The organism is Lujinxingia sediminis (assembly GCF_004005565.1).
GTDB classification, from domain to species: domain Bacteria; phylum Myxococcota_A; class Bradymonadia; order Bradymonadales; family Bradymonadaceae; genus Lujinxingia; species Lujinxingia sediminis.
Genome location: NZ_SADD01000006.1, coordinates 1 through 21,236, shown reverse-complemented (window position 1 = coordinate 21,236; position 21,236 = coordinate 1). Strand labels below are relative to the sequence as shown.

19 protein-coding genes are annotated in these 21,236 nt (G+C 63.3%); 6 read left to right on the top strand and 13 right to left on the bottom strand.

Features of this window, described 5'->3' with window-relative positions; genetic code table 11:
- The first annotated feature begins 34 nt into the window (after positions 1-34).
- Positions 35-232, top strand: a complete 198-nt coding sequence (locus tag EA187_RS11725; protein WP_115605167.1) for a hypothetical protein — start codon at positions 35-37, stop codon at positions 230-232.
- A 155-nt stretch (positions 233-387) separates the two neighbouring features.
- On the opposite strand, the gene EA187_RS11720 is transcribed toward EA187_RS11725, so the two are convergent.
- Positions 388-888, bottom strand: a complete 501-nt coding sequence (locus tag EA187_RS11720) for a hypothetical protein (protein WP_115605169.1) — start codon at positions 886-888, stop codon at positions 388-390.
- 99 nt (positions 889-987) lie between these two features.
- A complete protein-coding gene (locus tag EA187_RS11715; protein ID WP_127780371.1) occupies positions 988-1,695 on the bottom strand; it encodes a hypothetical protein in 708 nt (235 codons plus the stop codon).
- Between the two features lie 306 nt (positions 1,696-2,001).
- Between EA187_RS11715 and EA187_RS11710 the strand changes: the two genes are divergently transcribed.
- The 4 genes from EA187_RS11710 (at position 2,002) to EA187_RS11695 (ending at position 7,552) form a co-directional block, all read left to right on the top strand.
- Entirely contained in the window at positions 2,002-2,745 is a 744-nt protein-coding gene (locus EA187_RS11710; protein WP_127780370.1) for a Fic family protein, read from the top strand.
- A gap of 455 nt (positions 2,746-3,200) precedes the next feature.
- The gene (gene ribA, locus EA187_RS11705; RefSeq protein ID WP_115605174.1) at positions 3,201-3,857 is read left to right on the top strand and encodes a GTP cyclohydrolase II; all 657 of its coding nucleotides are present in this window, start codon (positions 3,201-3,203) and stop codon (positions 3,855-3,857) included.
- 148 nt (positions 3,858-4,005) lie between these two features.
- Complete coding sequence (locus EA187_RS11700) at positions 4,006-6,165, top strand: 3-hydroxyacyl-CoA dehydrogenase NAD-binding domain-containing protein (RefSeq protein WP_127780369.1); 2,160 nt, start codon at positions 4,006-4,008, stop codon at positions 6,163-6,165.
- 70 nt (positions 6,166-6,235) lie between these two features.
- Positions 6,236-7,552, top strand: coding sequence for an acetyl-CoA C-acyltransferase (locus EA187_RS11695; protein WP_115605178.1), 1,317 nt, complete (start codon positions 6,236-6,238; stop codon positions 7,550-7,552).
- Positions 7,553-7,587: 35 nt separating this feature from the next.
- Here the strand turns inward: EA187_RS11695 and EA187_RS11690 are convergent, their stop codons facing one another.
- The 11 genes from EA187_RS11690 to tkt form a co-directional block, all read right to left on the bottom strand.
- The gene (locus tag EA187_RS11690; protein WP_127780368.1) at positions 7,588-8,952 is read right to left on the bottom strand and encodes an FAD-dependent oxidoreductase; all 1,365 of its coding nucleotides are present in this window, start codon (positions 8,950-8,952) and stop codon (positions 7,588-7,590) included.
- Positions 8,953-10,215, bottom strand: a complete 1,263-nt coding sequence (gene kynU / locus EA187_RS11685; RefSeq protein WP_115605181.1) for a kynureninase — start codon at positions 10,213-10,215, stop codon at positions 8,953-8,955.
- Between the two features lie 35 nt (positions 10,216-10,250).
- The gene (locus EA187_RS11680) at positions 10,251-11,081 is read right to left on the bottom strand and encodes a cyclase family protein (RefSeq protein ID WP_206524287.1); all 831 of its coding nucleotides are present in this window, start codon (positions 11,079-11,081) and stop codon (positions 10,251-10,253) included.
- A 3-nt stretch (positions 11,082-11,084) separates the two neighbouring features.
- Positions 11,085-12,098, bottom strand: coding sequence for an amidohydrolase family protein (locus EA187_RS11675; RefSeq protein ID WP_127780367.1), 1,014 nt, complete (start codon positions 12,096-12,098; stop codon positions 11,085-11,087).
- Between the two features lie 61 nt (positions 12,099-12,159).
- On the bottom strand, positions 12,160-12,672 hold the full coding sequence (locus EA187_RS11670) for a 3-hydroxyanthranilate 3,4-dioxygenase (protein ID WP_127780366.1): 513 nt from the start codon (positions 12,670-12,672) through the stop codon (positions 12,160-12,162).
- Between the two features lie 179 nt (positions 12,673-12,851).
- On the bottom strand, positions 12,852-13,433 hold the full coding sequence (locus EA187_RS11665; protein ID WP_115605188.1) for a 1-acyl-sn-glycerol-3-phosphate acyltransferase: 582 nt from the start codon (positions 13,431-13,433) through the stop codon (positions 12,852-12,854).
- A complete protein-coding gene (locus tag EA187_RS11660; protein ID WP_127780365.1) occupies positions 13,426-14,667 on the bottom strand; it encodes an FAD-dependent oxidoreductase in 1,242 nt (413 codons plus the stop codon). Before EA187_RS11660 ends, EA187_RS11665 begins: the two co-directional genes overlap by 8 nt.
- 90 nt (positions 14,668-14,757) lie before the next feature.
- Positions 14,758-15,174 carry a hypothetical protein gene (locus EA187_RS11655; protein ID WP_127780364.1) on the bottom strand — a complete coding sequence of 139 codons (417 nt, stop codon included), beginning with the start codon at positions 15,172-15,174 and terminating at the stop codon, positions 14,758-14,760.
- Positions 15,171-16,217, bottom strand: a complete 1,047-nt coding sequence (locus EA187_RS11650; protein ID WP_127780363.1) for a hypothetical protein — start codon at positions 16,215-16,217, stop codon at positions 15,171-15,173. The genes EA187_RS11655 and EA187_RS11650 overlap by 4 nt, the downstream gene beginning before the upstream one ends.
- Positions 16,214-17,338: a methyltransferase domain-containing protein gene (locus EA187_RS11645; RefSeq protein WP_115605196.1), complete on the bottom strand. Its 1,125-nt coding sequence runs from the start codon at positions 17,336-17,338 to the stop codon at positions 16,214-16,216. Before EA187_RS11645 ends, EA187_RS11650 begins: the two co-directional genes overlap by 4 nt.
- 84 nt (positions 17,339-17,422) lie before the next feature.
- Positions 17,423-19,417 carry a transketolase gene (gene tkt, locus EA187_RS11640; RefSeq protein ID WP_127780362.1) on the bottom strand — a complete coding sequence of 665 codons (1,995 nt, stop codon included), beginning with the start codon at positions 19,415-19,417 and terminating at the stop codon, positions 17,423-17,425.
- Positions 19,418-19,750: 333 nt separating this feature from the next.
- On the opposite strand from tkt, the gene EA187_RS11635 reads away from it, so the two are divergent.
- A complete protein-coding gene (locus EA187_RS11635; RefSeq protein WP_115605200.1) occupies positions 19,751-21,076 on the top strand; it encodes a vanadium-dependent haloperoxidase in 1,326 nt (441 codons plus the stop codon).
- Positions 21,077-21,236 lie beyond the last annotated feature (160 nt).

The following is a 21,236-nucleotide window of genomic DNA, read 5'->3' as shown; positions in this document are numbered from 1 at the left end:
TTTCTGGCTCTCAGCCTGCGCTAAACTTTCAGCTATGACGACAAATCGCAAGGAAAAACGCCGCCCTCGCCCCACCCCCTCGCCACGTCTGGCCGACCACCTACCGGTGCGTCATCGCCCCACAGAGCTGGTCGATCCCGATGATGTCGGCGCCCGCGCAGTGGTGGAACAGGCCGCCCGCGTCTACTACGGCACCTGCCGCCGCCTGGCGCGCTGGCTTAACGGCGGGTGATCCTTCCGCTCCGGTTTTTAACCTGGTCTCAGACAAAACAAGGTCCGCCTCCCGCGAAAATCACAGGGGGCGGACCTTATTTCGTTCAGCCAACGCGGGGGATACCGAGCGGAAGATGCCACACAGTCGCACCTCCCCTCAGACCGCGGCCTGGCTCAGAGGTAAAAGCGAATGTGCGCGCCGCCGGTGACGAAGAAGTATGCACCGTTGTAGATCTCAATGCCCGGACGCAGTTCCAGCACCAGGTCAATGGGCACCGAGGGAAAAATAAACTCCAGACCGGCCACACCGTGGGCAAACGCGCTCAAGCGGTTGGAGCCCCAGGTCGATACCGCCCCACCGAATCCCAGGTTCCACGCCAGAATAAGCGGGTCAGCCTGCACAAGCGCATCCTGGTTGAAGAGCAGATCGACGCTCGCTCCGAAACCACCGTCACGATAATAGCGATTGTAGCCGTATCCCCAGCGCGAACCGATAACCCCCTGAATCGCCGTCGAGCCCTGGAAGGCTTTGAGCGAGAGACCACCCACCGCCGTACCGTTCCCCAGACCAATACCAAACTTACCCGGGATACGACCGCCTTCCTGCGCCATCGCCGGCATCGCAAGAAGCGTCAGGGCGAACATCAACACACCGATCAACGTCAACTTCTTCATGCAGCTACCTCCATGGTCATTCGACACATACGTGATTGGAATGCTCTTCCTGCTCCTGAGCACTCCCCGAAGAGATATCACCCCCAAAATTAAGTCAACTTAATCATTCGTAACGTCGCGCGCGCCACCGGTTCCAACCCGTGCCCCGGAGCCCTGCTGCACCTCCCCCGGTGCCAGCCCTTCATAGCGCCTCGCCGCGTAGATCAGCGCCTCCTTCAGCCCCCGCTCGCTGCTGGCATCGTCGGCCCTGGGGATGCGCCAGCTGGCACGCAGCCCCCAGAACGTAAAGGGCTCCACATCCACCGTCGACGCCGTCACCCCCGGCCACTCCACCGCCGAGGTGAAGGGCTCACAGGGCTGTCCCGCCTCGCGCAAACGCCGCGCCTGCCAGGTATGCGACACAATAATCGGACCGCCCCGCCCCACCGCCACGATGTAGGTCTGCGTCCACTCACGCCGCCGATCCACAAGCCCGGCAACCCGCCCCGAGGCCTCTTTATATACATCGAAGACAAGGGGCGCGTTCAACCCCACAAGCTCCCCATCAAGGCTGAGCGTCTCGCCGAGCCCGTCCAGCGCTTGCAGGTCGTAATCCCCCGTCGAGATCGCCCGGTCCAGCTTTCGCGATGCGCTGCGGGCGTAGCTCTCCATAAACACATCGCAGCTGCTGCGCTCCTGGCTTCCAGCCTCGGCCTGCGCGGTCTGCGCGCGCGCGTCCTCGCCGGCCCACACCACGACCAGTAGAAACGCCACCACGCATGAAGCAGCCCCCGCCCGGGCCCCCGTATGTTCTCTGCCACGTGCCATCTCGACCTTCCTGCCTTCGACCACCGTGCCTAACACCCCCATCCAGGGTAGACCCTACCACACCCGCTGACGTCATCCCATCGACGCCCTTCCCCCTCGCCACAGCAGACGTCGGTCCCTCCCTTTATATTCGCTTCGGATGCCGACGCCGAAAAAAACTTCGGAAAACTTTTGCAACCCGCCGCGCTCCTCGCTAACCTGTGGGTCAGGTTGGTTGGTCCCCCGTGGGCCAGACCGATGTTCATCCCGGGAGCGCTCTGGAGTGTTGGGGAACACCCGCCGCCGCGATGAACACCGGAGGCACGCATGAACCTGACTTACCTGGAAGTCGACCACCAGCGGTCGATCTACAACGCCATGCCTGATGAACTGCGCCCGAGCTTTATGGAGCGCCTCAAACTGTGCTGGCTTTACCACGATCACGCCCTCGAAGGCGTGGTGCTCTCGTCCAACGAAATCGCCCGGGCGATGGAGCGCATGCCCTGTCGTACCCACTGCGAGAGTGTGACTCAACACGGGCTGCGCGCTCTCTATGACGCCATCGACTTTATTCACGCCAGCGCCGAGCGCGGCGATGAACTCAGCGTCGAGTGGTTGCGCGAGCTTCACCAGATGCTCTGCATGCCCGGCGACGACGCCGGCGGTCGCTACCGCAAACGCGACACCTCCCCGGGCGTCTACCACCTGACGGTGGCCCCGGCGAGTAGCATCTCGTACCACTTTCATAAGTTCATGGATGTGTATGAGGAGGAGCTGCGCGCACTGCACCCCATCCGTCAGTCCGCCCTGGCCCACTGGGAGTTTATGCGCGTCTTTCCCTTCGATGAGCGCACCGGCATTGTCGGCCGCCTGATGCTCAACTTCCTGCTGATCAAACATCGCTTCCCGCCTGCGATTGTGCACGGCTGCGATCGTCACACCTACTTCGCCGCGCTCAATGGCCATCGCAACGACATGGTTCCGGTGACCATTGAGGCGATCCGCGCCACGCTTCAGGCCGCAAAAACCTTCCAGCGCCAGGCTCGTCCCGCCCACAAGATGGCCCTCTGAGCCCGGGCAACCGTCGCCCCTGGTGCCGTCTCCCCCCCTCCACGCCTCCCAATGAACACCCAATGAACACCCCCGGGGCACCCCGGGGGTGTTCATTGGCCGACATTCCTGCCTTGACCTTCCCATAAAGGTGCTCAAAACCCGTTCAACACCGGTGGGGCGCCCTTCTTTTTTGCCAGACAGGGAAGAACGCCGTCCCACCATCCGTTGACAAGGGCGGAGTTGACAGAGTTCAAGCGCACGCTAAGGTTGCGCGGCGCTCTGCCCGGCCGCACGCGCCGGGATGTTCAACGCCTCCGGCTACGCTGCCGTACGCAAGGCAGTCAGCGGAGTCGATTGCCGAAACACAAGGTGTGGTCTTGCGCTCGGACGCCGGGCCCGCCGTCGGCAATCGGTGTGTATTACGGGTGGCCTCATGGAGAGGCCGCGACGATCACGCGCGATGGGAGTATTCGATGTCTATCAAGTTAAAAAGCGCCGCCAACTTTGTTCAGCCCCCTAACCCTTCGGCCAACGATCCCTTGAACGTGCACGTCGAACATTTCGCCACCGCCGAACTTCCCACCCGCTACGGGAAGTTCCGCATCGTGGCCTTCAAAAATGACATCGACGGCAAGGATCACGTCGCGGTGGTACACGGCGACGTAGCTGGAAAGCGCGGCGTGCTTACCCGCATTCATAGCGAATGCCTCACCGGCGACGTCTTCGGCAGCCTCAAATGCGACTGCGGCCCCCAGCTCAACGCCGCCCTGGAAGAGATCGCCGAGCAGGACGCCGGCATCATCCTCTACATGCGCCAGGAGGGCCGCGGCATCGGTTTGGCCAACAAGATCAAGGCCTACAGCCTCCAGGATCAGGGTATGGACACCGTCGAGGCCAACGAGCACCTGGGCTTTGACGATGACCTGCGCGACTACAGCATCTCGGCCAAAATGTTGGAGCTCCTGGGCGTAGAGAGCATTGTCCTGATGACCAACAACCCCTCCAAGGTCGATGGACTGGAAGAGGCCGGTATCGTCATCGACGAGCGCCGCCCCATCAAGACCATTCCCAACCCGCACAACTACAACTACCTGGAAACCAAGCGCACCAAGAGCGGCCACCTGCTCTAAGCCCCTCGCCGGGTTAACTGCCGCAGACTTGTCGTCGCCTTGATGGTGTCTAAAGATTGCCCCACTCGCATTCACTGCGGTCGGGGCTTTTCTTTTGTCTGCGGCCTGCGCTTAACGCTTGTATGCTTGCCTGGAAGGATCACTGCTTATGGCCTCCTCCTCCCCCACGCTTGTGCGCTCTCGCATTGAAGATGGCCTGGCGTACATCGAGATCGATGTCGACGGGCAGTCGGTCAACACGCTCTCCACCCCGATGATCGCACGCTTTGAAGCGCTGCTCGACGAGCTCGAAACATCGCCAGAGATCGAAGGCGTGGTCATCACCAGCGCCAAGACCGACAACTTCGTCGCCGGCTTCGATATCGAAGAGTTGCAGGGCTATGAACACGACCCCGACGCGCTGCGCGCTCTGGTCAAGCGCGGCCAGACGCTGATGGGCCGCCTCGAAGCGCTGCGCGTTCCGGTGGTCGCGGCCATTGACGGCAGCTGCCTGGGCGGCGGGCTGGAGCTCGCGCTGGCCTGCGATGCACGCATCACCACCGAGAACCCGCGCAGCGTCTTCGGGCTGCCCGAGGTCATGCTGGGGCTTATCCCGGGAGGCGGCGGTACCCAGCGCCTGCCTCGCCAGATTGACCTCTCCCAGGCCCTCGACTTGATCCTCACCGGTCGCCAGATCAACGCCCATAAAGCCCTCAAGCTCGGCCTTGTCGACGATGTCGTCCACCCGGGCATCCTGCTCGATGTCTCCCGGAGAATGGTCCGCAAACTGGCCTCCGCCTCCCCCAACGGCACACGCCTGGGTGAGAACCTGGAGGAAGCCCTCAACGACCCGGTCAAACTCGCCGCCCGCACCCCGGCTCGGCGCCTCATCTTCAGCCGGGCCCGGGAGCAGGTCCTTAAAGAGAGCGGCGGCAACTACCCCGCTCCGCTAAAGGCTCTCAGGGTCATTGAAATCGGCTTCTCCGAGGGCTTTGACGCGGGCCTACGCGCTGAGGGCGAAGCCTTCACCGAGCTTGTTCGCTCGCCAGAGGCCAGACACCTCATGAACATCTTTTTCATGCGTCAGGAGGTCAACAAAGACCGCGTGGTCGACGGGCGAGTCAAACCTCGCCACGTCTCGCGTCTGGGCGTACTCGGGGCCGGCCTGATGGGAGCAGGTATCGCCCAGGTGGCTGCCTACAACGGCACCTCCGTGCGCCTTAAAGATGCCAGCGCCCCGGGGCTGGGTTGGGGCATGCACACCATCGATGACCTGCTCAAAAAGGCCGCGCGTCGCAAGAAAATCACCGAAGCCCAGGCCGATATCGCACTGGGTCGCATCGCCCCCACGCTCACCTACGAGGGGTTTGAGCGCTGCGAGCTCGTGATTGAGGCGGTCTTCGAAAAGCAAGAACTCAAGCAGGCCATCCTGGCCGAGCTTGAAGCCCTGGGGAACACCGAGCAGATCATCGCCAGCAACACCTCAACCATCCCCATCACGTCGATCGCCGCGAAGAGCAAGCGTCCCGAAAACGTGCTGGGCATGCACTTCTTTAGCCCCGTTCACAAAATGCCTCTGCTCGAGATCATCCGCGCCGAGAAAACTTCGCCCAAAGCTCTGGCCACCGCCCTGGCCTACGGCCGAGAACTGGGCAAGACCTGCATTGTGGTGAATGACGGCCCGGGCTTCTTCACCAGCCGCGTCATCGGTGCTTACATCAACGAGGCGGGCTGGCTCTTGCAGGAAGGCGGCACGATCGAGGAGATCGACGCCGCCATGCACCGCTTTGGCTTCCCTGTGGGGCCGCTCAAGCTCGTCGATGAGGTGGGCATGGACGTGGCCTTAAAGGCCGCCGACGTGCTTCAGGAAGCCTTTAAAGAACGCTGGGAAGCCCCCGAAGGCCTCCGCGTGCTCGCCGAGCAGGGGCGTAAGGGGCGAAAAAACAAACGCGGCTTCTACGACTATGCCTCCGGCGACTCCAGAGCTCCTGACCTCTCCGTCTACGAGGCGCTGCCCGGCGGCGCGACGCGCCGGCATATCGACGCCGAGACGATCACCCGACGCTGCTGGCTGGCGATGCTCAACGAGTGCGCCTACGCGCTGGATGAGGGCATCATTCGTTCGCCTCGCGATGGCGACATCGGCGTGATCTTCGGACTGGGCTTCCCCCCCTTCCGCGGCGGCATCTTCCGCCATGCCGACGAGGTGGGCCTGGGGTGGGTTGTCGACACCCTGCACACCCTGGCTGGCCAGCATGGTGAGCGACTTCGCCCGGCCCCGATTCTCGAGCGCATGGCGGAGCAAGGGGAGCGCTTCTACAACGACTGAAGACGCGCATCGCTCTCCATCACGCAGCCACGCCGACAACGCCCACTCTGAAGATCAAAGAGCCCTCATTATGGCAAAACCTAACTCCAACTCCCCCACCGCGCTCGGCGCTAACGATCGCGTCGCCATCGTCGCCGGCGTGCGCACTCCCTTCGCTCGCGCCTGGACGGCCTTCAAGCACTGGAACGAGGCCGATCTGGGGCGCGCGGTGGCCAACGAGCTCCTCAACCGCGTCGACATCGATCCGGAACTCATCGACGAGCTGATCTTTGGCTGCGTCTCCGCGCCCATGGACGGCCCCAACGTCGGCCGTGAGATCGTGCTGCGCAGCCAGCTTCCCAAACATATTCCCGCGTCCACCGTGCAGATGTACTGCGCCTCCAGCGCCTATGCCGCCGTTCAGGGCATCAACGCGCTCTTGCTGGGTACCTCCGAGGTTGTCATCGCCGGCGGGGTCGAGTCGATGAGTTCGGCGCGCGCCCGCTTCAGCCTGGGCTTAAGTCACGCGTTGCAGGATGTCTCCAGGGCGCGCAACCTCCAGGATCGCCTCAAAGCACTCTCTCAGATCAAAGCCGGCGACCTGCTCCCGGAACAACCCGCCATCGAAGAACCCACCACCGGTAAGTCGATGGGCGAGTCGGCTGAAGATATGGCGAAGCTGTATGGAATTGGTCGCCAGGAGCAGGATGCGTACGCCGAACTCACGCACCACCGCGCCGCCGCAGCCTATGAATCGGGAGCGTTCCCCGAGGTGATGCCAGTGTTGCACGGAGAGAACTTCGATCAGGTCATTGAGCGCGACAACAACCTGCGCGCCGATACCACCGTGGAGCGCATGGCGCGTCTCAAGCCCGTCTTCGATCGACGCCACGGCACGGTCACCGCCGCCAACGCATCACCGCTCACCGACGGCGCCTCGGCGGTACTCCTGATGCGTGAGAGCCGAGCTAAAAAGCTCGGCCTCACTCCCATGGCTTTCGTGCGCTCCTACGCCCAGGTGGGCATCGATATCCAACGCCACAACCTCCTGCTCGGCCCCACCCTGGCCACCCCCATCGCCTTTGAGCGGGCGGGCGTCTCACTCAACGATATGGACCTGGTGGAGATGCATGAAGCCTTTGCCGCACAGGTCCTCGCCAACATCAAGATCTGGAAAGACAAAGACCTCTGCCAGGGCCTGGGCCTCGACGAGGCGATTGGCGAGGTCAATATGGACACCTTCAACGTCCACGGCGGCTCGGTCGCGCTCGGTCACCCCTTCGGTGCCACCGGCACCCGCCTCATCACCCAGCTCGCCGGCGAACTTCAGCGTCGCGATAAAAACCTGGGGCTTCTGACGATGTGCGCAGCCGGTGGCCTGGGACTGAGCATGGTCCTGGAGCGCTGATACGAAAGAAGGCGCTGCGCCGCGCCCCACCTGCCTCAGCGGCTCAGTGCCACGAGCAGCGCCAGCATCATTAGCCCCATCAACACCACCGCGGCGATGAGCCCCACCGTCAGCATACGATCCTGGCGCGCAGCCCGCGCTCGAGCCTCGGCGTAGGGCATCGTGCTGAAGGTGACCATCGAGTAGAGCGGAATCCACCAGGCCGGAAAGAATCGGTGGAGCACCCGCTCGATCCTCTTGCGAAACACAAAATAAGGGGAAGCCACCGCCGAACGCATCTCATAGTAATTGTAGAGGGCCAGATGCCCGATGGCGTCGGCGTCGGCCTTACGCTCCTCAGTGAACGCAGCGACAGCACGACCAAAATCATCGCCCTCGCGATCCAAAAGAGCGTTAAACACCGTGCAATCCTCAAAGGCCGCGTTCATTCCCTGCCCGTAAAAGGGCACCACCGCGTGGGCCGCATCTCCCAGAATCATCACCCGATCGCCATGGTGGTAGGGCGAGCAGCGAATGGTCACCAGACTTCCGGTGGGGTTCTCAAAGAAGTCGTCGGTCAGGGTAGGCATCAAGGCATGGGCATCGGGGAACTCGCGCCGAAAGAACGCGTCCACCTCGGCCCGGGTCTTCAGCGCATCAAAGCTCGCCCCCTCTCCCTCAAAGGCCATAAAGAGCGTAACGGTGAAGGTCGCGTCGAGGTTCGGGAGCGCGATGAGCATGAAGTCGTGGCGCGGCCAGATATGCAGCGCGTTCTTCTCCATCAGAAACTCGCCAGCGGGGCCAGCCGGGATGGAGAGCTCTTTATAACCGTGGGTCAGATACGCCTGCTCGTAGTTGTAGCGCCCGGAGCGCTGCAGGCGCTGACGCACCGCCGAGTACGCCCCATCGGCGCCGATCACCAGAGACGCTTCACGCGCGATGCGCTCTCTGCTTATGCGATCCTCGAAATGGGCCACGCCCTCATCAAGGTCCACATCGACACAGGGTTTTTCAAAATGAAATCGCACCTGCTCGTGGGCCTCCGCAGTGGTCATCAACAACTCATTGAGGCCCTGCCGGCTGATGGAGTTGATGAACTGGTCGGCTCGCCCGTAAGGCTGCAGATGGGGCTCCCCCTCCACCGGGTGAATCATGCGCCCGCGCATCGGAATGCACATCTCGCGGACCTGCTCTTCGAGCCCGACACCGGCCAGCGCGGTGAGCCCTCGGGTGGAGAGCGCCAGGTTGATCGAACGTCCCCCGTCGACCTGGCGTACGCGCATATCGGGGCGCGCCTCGAAGACCTCGACGCTGTGGCCGCGCTGCGCCATGTAAATCGCCATCAACGAGCCGGCAAGACCAGCGCCAACGACCACGCAGGGAGGCTCACCGGAGGAGGGATACGCCTGAACGTCACTCATTTAGCTCACGCTCTCTTCGAGGATCTTCCAGAAACGCCACACATCTTCATAGGTGTTGTAGAGGGGCGTGGGCGCCACGCGAATCACGTTGGGGCGACGGTAATCACAGACCACATCTGCAGCCATCAGACGTTTGTGCAGGCTCTCCCCGTCGCCGGCCGCCAGAATTGAGAGCTGGCATCCGCGGCGCTCGGGGTCGGCCGGCGTGATCACCTCAAAGGCGCCGGCCCCCATCGAAGTGATGAGTTCATAGAGGTAGCCGGTGAGTTTTTCGCTCTTATCCCGCAGCGCTTCCATGCTGGCTTCGGTAAAAAGTTCCAGCGAGGCGCGCAACGACGCCATGGGCAAGATCGGCGCGTTGCTCAGCTGCCAGGCCCCTGCGCCATACTGAGGCTCAAAGCTCGGCCCCATCTCAAAACGGGTGTTCGGGTCGGTGCCCCACCAGCCCTCAAAACGGGGCAGATCGTTTCGGCCCAGGTGCCGCTCATGCACAAAGACACCAGCCACCCCTCCCGGCCCGGAGTTGAGGTATTTGTAGGAGCACCAGGCCGCAAAATCCGCGCCCCAGTCGTGCAACTTCAAGGGCGCGTTGCCCGCGGCGTGCGCCAGGTCAAAGCCCACCATCGCCCCGGCGCGGTGACCCGCCCGGGTGATGGCCCCCATATCGAAGAGCTGGCCGGTGTAGTAGTTGACGCCTCCGAAGAGCACGAGCGCAAGCTCGTCGCCCTCGCGCTCAATCGCGTCGATGATGTCCTCATCGCGCAACGTCTTCTCGCCATCGCGGGGATAAAGCTCCACGATAGTCTCGGCCGGATCAAAGCCATGAAAACGCGCCTGACTCTGCACTGCATAGAGATCGGAGGGGAACGCGCCGCCCTCAATGAGGATCTTAAAGCGCTCCGCGCTCGGGCGGTAAAAGGACACCATCAAAAGATGCAGGTTGGTGGTCAGTGAGTTCATCACCACCACTTCTTCGGGCTGAGCGCCAACGACGGCGGCCATCGGCTTGCTGAAGATCTCGTGATAGCTGTACCAGGGGTTGGGCTCTGCAAAATGACCGTCGACGCCCAGATGGGCCCACTTCTCGAGTTCTTCTCCGAGGGCCTTCTGCACCCCCCTGGGCTGCAGCCCCAGGGAGTTGCCACAGAGGTAGAGGACCGGCTCGCCAGAGCGTCCGGTAGGGATATGAAAACGCTCACGGAAGGTGCCGAGCGGATCTTCGCGGTCGAGCTGACGAGCGTAGTCGAGGTCGGTGATCTTCATAGGTGTCTCACTGGAGGAAATCGCCATACCGTGCGTCAGGGCGTCTCGTCGAAAGGACGTGCCCGGTAGAGGATGGGGCGAGAGGGAGAGGCGTCGAGCACAAATCGGGCAAAGCGCAGAGAGAGGAAGTAGGCCCCCTCACATGCCGGCTTCGGCACATCAATGAACTCGGTGATCGTTCGGCGGCGGCCTGCATCGGTCGGTCCGGCATCTGCGTCGAGTTCGAAGTAGGCGCGGTGGGCCGGGGTGGTGCCGCCGTCATCTTCGCGATCGATGGAGGGAAGATCGATAAGCAGATGTTCGCACCCCTGCTCAAGCAGCCAGGCGACAGCCTCGGCGCTGAGGTAGGCGGGGTTTGTAGCCGAGTAGTCTCGGAGCGGGGCGGCGGCGCCCTGACCCGAGGTGGCGATAACGATGGCGCGGCAAAACGCCGGTGCCACATCTGCCCTGGAAAGAGCCGCCCGAAGCTCGGCGGTGCAAATGACGCGATCGTCGGGCGCACTTTTGCCCTGCGAACTGTCGCCGGATTCGGCAAGCGACCGGGTCGTCACACGCAGCAGCACTGCCGGGAGCAGCGGGTCGGGGGCGAGATCACCAACGGGCACGCGTTCCGCGCTGATATGGCCGACGCCCTCGGTGTGGGTGCCATGGCCATGAGCGATGAGCTCAATGGACTCACAGTTGACGCTTCCGCCCCGGCGCACATCCCCCACGAAGTCTCCTCCTTCGACCGCCCGGGCCTGTGCTCGCCCCAGGCCAAAGGCCTGCGGCTGCTCGCCATAGAAGTTCAAAGGCTGCGCGAGCTCCACCGGGCTCAACGCATCCACCTCATACCGCACACCACCGAGCTCAACCCACAGGCGCATCATTTAGCTCCGCTCAAATCGCGCGCGTTCCAGCCCGAGCCACTCCAGCGCGGTGCCCGAGAGCATGCGCTCCTGGTCGTCGGCGCTCAGCTCCAGAGACTCAATGAGTTTGCCCGGCTCCTGCTCGCCAAGGGGGAAGGGGTAGTCGGTCCCAAGCGCCAGACGATTGACCCCAAGCTGTGCGATAAGAAAGCGCAACATCGCCGGGTCGTGCACCAGGGTATCCAGGTAGATACGCTCGAGAAGATCGCTCGGCCGCGTACCGGTGCGCACCTGGCAAAGATCCGGCCGAACCTCAAAGCCCCAGTCAATGCGACCCAGCGTCGCCGGAAACGATCCGCCGCCGTGGGCGAACGCAAAACGCAACTTCGGGTAGCGCTCCAGCACCCCGCCCATCATCAGCGAGCAGATCGCGCGCGAGGTCTCCGCCGGCATGCTCACAAGCCAGGGCAGCCAGTAATTCTTGAGCTGATCCATGCCCATCATATCCCAGGGATGCACAAAGATCGCCGCATCAAGCTCCTGGGCGGCCTCCCACAGAGGGTCAAAACGCGGGTCGTCGAGGTTGGTGCCGTTGACATGCGTGCCGATCTCAACGCCCGCAAGCCCCAGCGTGCTCACCGCGCGCTCAAGCTCCTCAACGGAGCGGTCGACATCCTGCATCGGGAGCGTTCCCAATCCCACAAAACGCTTCGGATGTTCGGCGACCACCGAGGCGATATGGTCATTTAAGAGCTTCGAGAGATCATGGGCGTCGGCGGCCTCGGCCCAGTAGCTGAACATCACCGGCACCGTCGAGAGCACCTGCACGTCGACCCCGTGGGCGTCGCACTCGGCGATGCGTGTGGCCGGATCCCAGAGGTTGGGGTCGACCTCCCGAAAGAAGGTCTCGTCGCGCATCATACGCGCGCATCCCGAACACTGATGCTCCAGACGAATGAACCCTCCGTAGCCATAGCGTTCACGAAGGTCAGGCCACTCCCGGGGCAGAATATGCGCGTGGATATCGATCTTCATCGCTTCCCTGATCTCACGAGTCGTCGGTGGTCGAGCCGCTGCGTGCGTGGGCGAGTCAGGCTCAGCGCTCCATCGTCGCGCCGCAGTTGTTGCAGGTGCGCAGCTCGTCACTGGCCCAGAACGCCTCGATCGCCGCCTTGAGCTGACCGACGATGTCGGTCAGGTAGAAGAACTGCTCGTGGAGCACCTCCCCGCAGCTCTCACAATACCAACGCAAGCCGTCGTTCTCCCCCGCCGGACGCTTATGCTCAATGACCAGCCCGACCGTATTCGCCCCGCGCTGCGGGGAGTGCGGGACCATGGAGGGCAGCAAAAAGATCTCCCCCTCGCGCACCGTCACATCCTCAAACTCGCCATCGACCACCAGCTTGAGCGTGAGGTCCCCCTCAATCTGGTAGAAAAACTCCTCGCTGGGGTCGATGTGGTAGTCCTTGCGCTGGTTGGGGCCCCCCACCACAAAGGCCATAAAGTCGGTATCTTCCCAGATCTTCTTATTACCGACCGGGGGTTTGAGGGCATCGCGGTTCTCTTCGATCCACTTCTGAAAGTTGATCGGTGGCATCAGCTTGCTCATCGGTTCCTCCGGTGGTCTGTGACCTCCAGCCGCTCCGTCTCGCGGGCTGGCGAGGCCTTCAACGTGGCGACGAACACCTTCAAATCAGCTCTGGGGATTATTGAAGCGACCTCATAGAACCCGCTGGCCAGCGGGCTTGTCAAGGTCGCCCCGAGCCCCCTCGGCCCGAGGAGGCCCCTTTAGTAGAATCGCGCATCCAGAGCGAACTTCTCGGGACTATGAGCTTCGATCTGGCTGTAGAAATCCATGATCTCGCGCATATCGGCCTCGAAGTCATCGCCGGGGATGATGACTTTGCCGATGCCCGCCTCCTTTTTACCGTAGTCGAGATACCCCAGAAGGATCGGCACATTGGCCTGACGAGCGACGTGGTAAAAGCCGCTTCGCCAGCGTTCGCGACGCGAGCGCGTCCCCTCCGGCGTCACCGCAATCGCTAACTCGCCGGGGTGCTCATCAAAGAGCACGGCCATCGCCTCCACCATACTGGGGCGCTCACCGGTCTCGGCGCGGGGGCGGCGATCAATAGCCAGCCCGCCGACCGGGCCAAGCACCAGATTGAAGGGAAAGCGCATCCACTCGCGTTTAATCGTAAAGCGCACCGGCAGCCCCATGAGATCGAAGCTGGCGATGGTGAAGATCAGGTCCCAGTTGGAGGTATGCGGCGCGGCCACGACCACGCAGCGGCGATGCGTGGTGAGCTCTTCGCCCACAAAGCGCCACCCCCGAAGTTTAAAAAGCCAGCGGCAAAATGCCTTAAACATCACCTTCCTTTTGCGTGAGCAGAGTCATCACGTCGTCGATCTGCTCCAGACCAATTTTGAGCAAGAAGTTGGGGTTACGCCCGTAGCTCTTCGTGCCGAGCACGAAGAACTCAGGCTCGGGGTTTTTGAGCACCTCGGGGCCAGCCGAGCTTTGAGCGAGGCAGTCAGCGTTGCCGGCGCTGGCCAGCAGAGATGCGGCGAGCTTCATGGGACCGTCGCTGGCGTAACAGAGGTGCACCTGGAGCTCGCTGGTGAGGGAAGTGTCGGGATGATAGCCGACGTTGGCGATGATGCGGTCGACCTCGATCTCACGCGTAGTTCCCTGCTCGTCGGCGAGTACCACGCGCAGGGCGCAATCCTCCCGGGTGATACGTTCGACAAAGACGCCGCCGACCGGATCGACGCCGCTGACTTCGCCGCGGGCGATGGCGTTTCCCAGGCGGCTCAGCCGAAGGCGTTGGGGAAGCGTGTCCCCTTCGATTTCCACAAAGGGTTCGTCTTCGGCGCGGTAGGCCCAGGTGATGTGGGTTTGTGGAGCGCTCTCTCGGAGCTCGGTGAGCGCCCCCAGCGTGGTTGCCGCAGAATGCCCGTGTCCGACCACAAGCACGCGTTTTCCGGCCAGCCTGTCGCGCTGTGCCTCAACATCGGGGATGGCGCGGATCACCTCGCCATTAAGAGCCTCTTCGCCGATGGCCGCAAGCCCCCCGGGCCCGAGACGGTTGGGGTTCTCCAGCACGCCGGAGGCATCAATGAGCACATCTGCCTCGTCAAAGCGCTCACCCTCTGGTCCCGACACGCGTAGCAAGAAGGGGCGGCGGGCGCGCTTCGGATTCGCCAGAAGATCGCCCTTGAGCGCTCGCACCCGCGAGACCCCCAGCACGCGTGTCTGCTCGAAAAGTTGGAAGTGTGTGTCGCGCTTCAGTGCTTCGACCAGAGGCTCAAGGTAGGCATCCAGGTACTGCGCGCCGGTGGGGACATCCTCATCGGGCGCGAGTTCGACGCCGGCGGCCTGGAGCGTCGCCACGCCGCGGGCACTGCGATTGAGCGACCATGGCGAAAAGAAAGTCACATGGGACCAGGTGCGCACATGCGCGCCGGGCATCTTCGCCTCATAGAGCGCAACGTTAAACCCCTCGTCGAGCGCGCGCAGCGCGCACTCCACGCCGATCGGGCCCGCTCCGATAATGGCCAGACGGCGGCCCCTCCCCTGCTCTTCCGAAGACTTCTGATTCATCGTACTTCCTCAATCGATTCCTATGTCAGGAGGCGCCCCTGCTTCGTCCCGTGTTCGGGCGCCATACGGGTGCGCACTCCTTCAACATCGTCAGTAGCGGGGCCAATCCCTCCGCGCCCGAGCGGTGCCTTCTTCCACCACCTCCCAGCCCTCCTGCTCTCGGGCAAGAATCAGGCGGGTGGCGTCAGTTGCAGGCGGCTCGTTGAAGGGGCTGAGGATGACTTCGATGCGCTCCTCATCCAGGGCAAACATCCTCACCACCTCGACATGGGTCGGCAGCTCGCCGGCGTCCTGCCTGGCCTCAAGCCAGCGTTGCGCCACATAGAGTGGGTCGTCTGGAGCCTGCCCGACGACATCCCCGGCGGCGGAGTCGGAGCGATCATCGGCCGGCTTCGGCGTACTCGCGCAGGCCCCCAACGCCAGCAGCACTCCGAAGGCCGCACCGTACACGGCGAAGCGGCCGCTCAGCCATCGCGATATGAAACCATAGGCCTGACCAGGGCTCATTCGATGTACCCGATAAAGGTCGATTGAGGGGAGATGTTGAGCGCCTGATACGTCCACACCAGCGCGCGCACCCCCTGACCGACGTTGAACTCAGAACTGCCCGCGAGCAGCCAGTGGGTGATGCGTGCGGCCTCCACCCCCGCGTCGGCGATAACATCACCGAGCGCCTCTTCAAACTCCTCGCCATCCCGCGCGCAAAAGACCAATCCCTCACGACAGCCTTCGATGCCCGTGGCTTCAATCGTCTGCTCATCCAGCCGTACACCGACTCCGATACCATCGTCCTGATGCGGGTAAACACCGAGCACACCGAGCACCATCGCCTCTGGAAGCCCGCCTTCCGGGAAGATCGGCAGGTTGGTGGAAATCGCGCCCAGATTCGCCCGATCGCGCGTAATCAAGTGCACGCGAAAAAGCCCCGCCGCAGCGGCGTTCATCATCAGCTCGCCAACCTGGGACCAGGCCATGCGACGGTCGAGCAGAAGATCGATGCCCGCCGGCCCACCGGCCTCGGTGAGCGCATCATTGAGCCAACGCTTGATGTGGCGAGAGAGCTCCGGGCTCTGCCAGGCGGCTTCGCCATACGGGGTGATGATGCGTGCGCGGGTTGCGATGATCGGCAGCGCTGGCAAACGGCGCTCCTCCACCCACGCCTGCGGTGCGACCTCGGGGGGTAATCCGTCACCACCCGCCAGGGTCAAGAGCGCGTTGACGTATGCTGGCACCGGCGCCCAGATCACTTCGAGCGCTTGCTCAGGCGATGTGCGCGCAACAATCATCGGCAACCGCAGCCGTCGCTCCTCATGACGAACTTCAACCTCAAGAAGATAACGTCCGGTGACCACCCGCTCCGCGACCAACACACGGCCGAGCTCCGCTCCCCGCTCCGAGAGCACATGGAGCCCCTCGGAGGCCTGCGCCCCCCGGGGAACCCCCTCCAGCGTCCAGGGCTGGGCGTGGGCAGAGGACGGAGCTGCCGCCATCAAGAGCAGCATCGCCATCGCCCCCATCACACATCCGACGATCCGCGAGCTGATACTCACGCGCTCGCCCCCTGCTTTCGCCTTGGCGTGGCGACCACGTAGTGGAAACGATCGCGGCGCGCGAACTCACTGTAGCCCCAGTGCTCGTGCCACTCGTGCATCAAGATCTCGAAGCCGTGCTCATCGAGCATCTTCGCCAACGCCTGACGTGAGGGGAACCAGCGGGTCTGCCCGTCGAGGTTCACCCACACATCGGGGCGATAGAGCGGCACGCCCTGCCCGTCCCAGATGCTGTCTTTGCCTTTAATCGCAAAACAAAAGAGCCCGCTCTGCGCCGGCAAAAGCTCCGCCGCCAGAGAGAAGATGCGCGAGAGTTCCCCCGAGCTAAAATAGTGCAGACTGGAGTAGGAGTAGATCAGGTTGACCCCTTCCACCCGCGGGTCATTACGCTCCAGCGTCGAGACGAAATCTCCGGCCAACAGGTTATGCTCAAGCTCCGTGCGCTCCTCAAGCACCGGGGCCACACGCTTGCGATGCTCTTCAAGGGCCACCGGGCTGATGTCGATGCCCAGGTACGAGTTCACCCGGGGGCTGGAGATAATGCCCAGCGCATCGTTGCCGATGCCACAGCCCAACTCGGCAACTTTGATGGCGCCTTGCTCACCGCGGTTGCGCGCACGCTCGTCCACAAAATCCAGCAACTTCCAGACGAAGGGGTTGGGCTCGCGCGACTGAAAGAAGCCGTACGCAATGCCCGACTCCCGGTAGAGCTTGCCGTAGTCGAAGTCCAGATCGACCAGGAATCGCACCATCGCGGCGGCTTCGGCTTCTTTTCCCGCCTGCCACAGCCGGCTGGCCACACCGAAGGCCAACGCCCCCAGGTGCAGCGACGACTCATCGCTGCTCAACTTTCGCGCCAGCCAGAAGAGCGTGGCCAGATCGCCGCCGCGCTCAAAGAGCCACTCCACCACGTTGTCGAGCAGCCTGCCCACAGGCTCATCGAGCAGCTCAGCGGCCTGCTGATCGGCACCCCGCAGAGCATCTTCCAGCGGAGTGCCCGGCTCGACCCCGCCGATTCCCAGCGCCTCGGCATCACTGGTGAGAAGCTCAACGGCCGCTCTCGGCTCGGCAAACCCCGCATCTTTGAAGAGGTCGAGTCGTCGCGTGAAGTTGGCTGGCATCACTTCCTCCTTAGAGAATTGCGGGGTTTACGCCGGGTGCCCGCGGGCACCCGGCCAGGTTCTATTCGGCTACGTCTGCGATCTTTAGAAGCTGTTGACCGCCTCTACCACGCCCGCCGCCGTCAAACCGAACTTCTCATACAGCTCTTCATAAGGGGCCGAGGCACCGAAATGATCCAGGCCCAAAACCCTGCCCTGGCTGCCGGTGTAGCGGCCCCATCCCAGCGTGACGCCTGCCTCAATCGCCACACGGCGGGTGACCTCGGCGGGCAGCACCGACGCCTTGTAGTCGTCGCTCTGCTGCTCAAAGACCTCCCAGCAGGGCATGGAGACCACGCGCACCGCCTTGCCTTGTGCTTTAAGCGTCTCAAAGGCCTCCACCGCGATTGTAACCTCACTGCCCGTAGCCAGAATCAGCGCCTCGGGCACCTCACCGGGGTTGCTCTCCGCCAGGATGTAGGCCCCCTTCGTCGCGTCTCCTACGCTGTTAAGCGCGTCGCGATCGAAGGTGGGCACGTTCTGACGGGTGAGCACCAACCCCGAGGGTCCGGTGGTACGCTCCAGAGCGAGCTCCCAACACTGACGAACCTCTTCGGCATCGGCCGGGCGCAGGACGTTATAATTAGGCATCGCCCGCAACGACATCAGATGTTCGATAGGCTGGTGCGTGGGGCCATCCTCGCCAAGACCGATGGAGTCGTGGGTGAACACCATGATCTGCGGCATATGCATCAATGCTGCCAGGCGAAGCGCCGGGCGCATGTAGTCGGCAAAGACCAGGAAGGTCGCGCCGAAGCCGCGCACCCCGCCGTGCAGACACATCCCGTTAACCGCCGCAGCCATGGCGTGCTCGCGGATACCAAAATGCACATTCTGGCCGGCGTGGCTCTCGCGCGACATCTCCCCGAACTTCGGAAAAAGCGTCTTGTTGGAGCCCGCAAGATCGGCCGATCCGCCGACGAGCTCCGGCAACACCTCGTAGATCTTCTCGATGACTTTTCCGCTGGAGGCGCGCGTAGCCATGCCCTTCTCAGAGGGCTCAAAGCGCGGCAGCGCATCGACCCAGCCCCGGGGAAGTTCGCCGCTGATGCGGCGAGTGAGTTCATCGAACCTCTCGGCGTCCTCAGCTTTCAGGGAGCTGAGGCGAGCCTCCCAGGCCTGACGAGCTTCCCGCGCCCGAGCGGCGGCCTCACCGGCCATATGCTCGCGAACCTCCGAAGGCACCACAAAAGGATCGGGGTAAGGCCAGCCCAGGGCCTCTTTGGTCAGCTTAATTTCCTCATCCCCCAGCGGGGAGCCGTGCACCGAGGAGGTGTCGGCCTTGTTGGGCGAGCCAAAGCCGATGATCGTCTTGACGCGAATAAGCGTGGGGCGGCGAATCTCCGCTTTTGCCTTCTCGATCGCGCGGTCAATGGCCTCAACGTCGTTGCCATCGTCCACGTTCAAGACCTGCCAGCCGTAGGCTTCAAAGCGGCCGGTGGTGTCTTCGGTGAAGGCGATGTCAGTCCGACCGTCGATGGTGATCTCATTATCGTCGTAGAGGAAGATCAGCTTACCCAGCCCAAGGTGCCCGGCCAGGGAGGCCGCCTCATGGGAGACTCCTTCCATAAGATCGCCATCGGAGCAGATTCCGAAGGTGTAATGGTCGACCACGCCCTTAAAGCGCTCGCGCAGATGCGCCTCCGCCATCGCCATGCCCACGGCGGTGGCAAAACCCTGGCCCAGCGGCCCGGTCGTCGTCTCCACACCCGGGGTCAACTCCGCCTCGGGGTGACCCGGGGTGAGGCTTCCCCACTGACGGAAGTTCTTAATCTGCTCGAGCGTCATCGCCTCATACCCCGTCAGGTGCAGCAGGCTGTAGAGCAGCATGGAGGCGTGACCGTTGGAGAGCACAAAACGATCGCGGTTGAACCAGGTGGGATCGGCCGGGTCGTGACGCAGGTGCTTTTGCCAGATGGCATAGGCCACGGGTGCAAGCCCCATCGGCGCGCCCGGATGGCCGCTGTTGGCAGCCTGCACCGCGTCCATCGAAAGCGTGCGGATCGTATTAATGCTCAGTGTGGTGATCGAGTCGGTCATCATCCCCTCGTTATCCAAAAACGCCAGAACGTCTCAGTCGTCTGTAAGTCGCCAGATTGCGCCCCCACGTTGTGCCGCGCCGCCCGAAGCGTGTCAACGACAAGGCCTCCCTACGGCTCCCCGGCTCAAGCTGAACCCGGGCAATCCTGATCACAGGTTCAGACCGGTCAACACCCCGACCCAGAATTCGCCATGCCCGCCCGGCGCCCTTCCCACCGGTCGGCCAGCGATTAGATTTGCTCTGGCAGTCGTTGATCATTTCTAAGACCGCGTGTTTGGGCCGCGCACGCCTCTCTGGCCCACCTCTGCACATCACACCTCCGGGGGGAGATCATGCAGCTTCAAAGCCTCGCCATCGCCACGCTTCTCAGTGCAACCTTCATCCTCACCTCAGGGTGCAATGAGGCGCTTGATGCTCCACCACGCAACCCCACGCCCATCGGCGAGGAGCGCGGCGATGTGGTGGTAAGCTGGATGGACCTCGCCCTGGATCGTGTGCAGGCCGATGGGCTGACCCCGCCGCAAACCTCCCGCATCCTGGCCTACTCCGGCGTGGCCCTCTACGAGGCGCTGCTCGGCGGCATGCCTCGCCAGCAATCCTTCGGGGGCCAACTCGCCGGCCTCGACGCGTTGCCGGCGTTGGAGCCGGGAGTCGACTACGACTTCTACACGGTCGCACACGCCACCATGGGGCATCTGATGCCCTTGCTCTTTGTCAGCGACGAGAGCCGTCAGGCCTTTGAAACATTTGCCGAAGATGGCATGCAGCAACGCGCCGAGGCCGGTGTCAGCGCCCGGGTCCGTGAGCGCTCGCGTGCCTACGGCGTGCTCGTCGCCGAGGTCATCGACGCCTGGGCCTACGGCGACGGCTACGACGACGCGATGGCCGTCAGCTACGAGTTCTCCGATGAGCCCCACGCCTGGCGCCCGACCGCCGAAGGCATGCAGGCGCTCTTGCCCGGCTGGGGGCGTCTGCGCCCCTTTGCGCTGCCCGCGGCCGATGCCTGCGCCCCGCCTCCTCCCCCCGCGTTTGAGACCCTCCCGCACTCCGCGCTCTACCGTCAGGCGCTCGCCGTTTGGAACGCCTCCCGCACCCTGACGCCCGACCAGGAACATATCGCCAACTTCTGGGCCGATAACGTCGGCGTAAGCCCCACCCCGCCCGGACACTGGATGCGCATCGCCACCCAGGTTCTGGCGGACCGTCACGAACGCCTCGACCGCAGCGCCGAAACCGTCGCCCTGCTGGGTCTCGTGCAGGCCGACGCCTTCATCTCCTGCTGGGACGAAAAGTACCGCTCCAACCTCCTGCGCCCGGTCACCTACATCCGCGATCACATCGAGGAAGACTGGACCTCATTGGTCACCACCCCGCCCTTCCCCGAATACACCTCCGGCCACTCCAACGCCTCGGCCGCCGCCGCCCGGGTGCTCACCGAACAGCTCGGCGCATTCCCCTTTGCCGACCGCACCCACCAGTCCCAGGACCTCGGCCTGCGCCACTTCGACGACTTCAACCATGCTGCTCAAGAAGCCGCCATCTCCCGGCTCTACGGCGGCATCCACTACCCGATGGGTATCGACTACGGCATGCCCCAGGGTGAGTGTGTGGCGGGGTATCTGTTGGAGGGGGTGGAGACGCGCCGAAGCTCGGAGTAAGCGCGGCCCACCCCTCTGAATGATGCAAAAAAGCGCCGCGCTCCGGTCGGAGCGCGGCGTTCTTTCAACCTGGCAAACGATAGACCTCAATCACAGGGCTCATCGCTCAACCCCACAAGATTGATCACCGCCGGGCGTTCTTCGAGCTGCGCGATAAGAG

Excerpts from the sequence above, each read along its gene's own strand:
- EA187_RS11665 (WP_115605188.1), bottom strand. The coding sequence starts at position 13,433 with ATGTTTAAGGCATTTTGCCGCTGGCTTTTTAAACTTCGGGGGTGGCGC.
- EA187_RS11725 (WP_115605167.1), top strand. The coding sequence starts at position 35 with ATGACGACAAATCGCAAGGAAAAACGCCGCCCTCGCCCCACCCCCTCG.
- EA187_RS11690 (WP_127780368.1), bottom strand. The coding sequence starts at position 8,952 with ATGAGTGACGTTCAGGCGTATCCCTCCTCCGGTGAGCCTCCCTGCGTG.
- EA187_RS11675 (WP_127780367.1), bottom strand. The coding sequence starts at position 12,098 with ATGAAGATCGATATCCACGCGCATATTCTGCCCCGGGAGTGGCCTGAC.
- EA187_RS11670 (WP_127780366.1), bottom strand. The coding sequence starts at position 12,672 with ATGAGCAAGCTGATGCCACCGATCAACTTTCAGAAGTGGATCGAAGAG.
- EA187_RS11680 (WP_206524287.1), bottom strand. The coding sequence starts at position 11,081 with ATGCGCCTGTGGGTTGAGCTCGGTGGTGTGCGGTATGAGGTGGATGCG.
- EA187_RS11720 (WP_115605169.1), bottom strand. The coding sequence starts at position 888 with ATGAAGAAGTTGACGTTGATCGGTGTGTTGATGTTCGCCCTGACGCTT.
- EA187_RS11710 (WP_127780370.1), top strand. The coding sequence starts at position 2,002 with ATGAACCTGACTTACCTGGAAGTCGACCACCAGCGGTCGATCTACAAC.
- EA187_RS11635 (WP_115605200.1), top strand. The coding sequence starts at position 19,751 with ATGCAGCTTCAAAGCCTCGCCATCGCCACGCTTCTCAGTGCAACCTTC.
- EA187_RS11660 (WP_127780365.1), bottom strand. The coding sequence starts at position 14,667 with ATGAATCAGAAGTCTTCGGAAGAGCAGGGGAGGGGCCGCCGTCTGGCC.
- ribA (WP_115605174.1), top strand. The coding sequence starts at position 3,201 with ATGTCTATCAAGTTAAAAAGCGCCGCCAACTTTGTTCAGCCCCCTAAC.
- EA187_RS11655 (WP_127780364.1), bottom strand. The coding sequence starts at position 15,174 with ATGAGCCCTGGTCAGGCCTATGGTTTCATATCGCGATGGCTGAGCGGC.
- EA187_RS11645 (WP_115605196.1), bottom strand. The coding sequence starts at position 17,338 with ATGCCAGCCAACTTCACGCGACGACTCGACCTCTTCAAAGATGCGGGG.
- EA187_RS11695 (WP_115605178.1), top strand. The coding sequence starts at position 6,236 with ATGGCAAAACCTAACTCCAACTCCCCCACCGCGCTCGGCGCTAACGAT.
- EA187_RS11700 (WP_127780369.1), top strand. The coding sequence starts at position 4,006 with ATGGCCTCCTCCTCCCCCACGCTTGTGCGCTCTCGCATTGAAGATGGC.
- tkt (WP_127780362.1), bottom strand. The coding sequence starts at position 19,417 with ATGACCGACTCGATCACCACACTGAGCATTAATACGATCCGCACGCTT.
- EA187_RS11715 (WP_127780371.1), bottom strand. The coding sequence starts at position 1,695 with ATGGCACGTGGCAGAGAACATACGGGGGCCCGGGCGGGGGCTGCTTCA.
- kynU (WP_115605181.1), bottom strand. The coding sequence starts at position 10,215 with ATGAAGATCACCGACCTCGACTACGCTCGTCAGCTCGACCGCGAAGAT.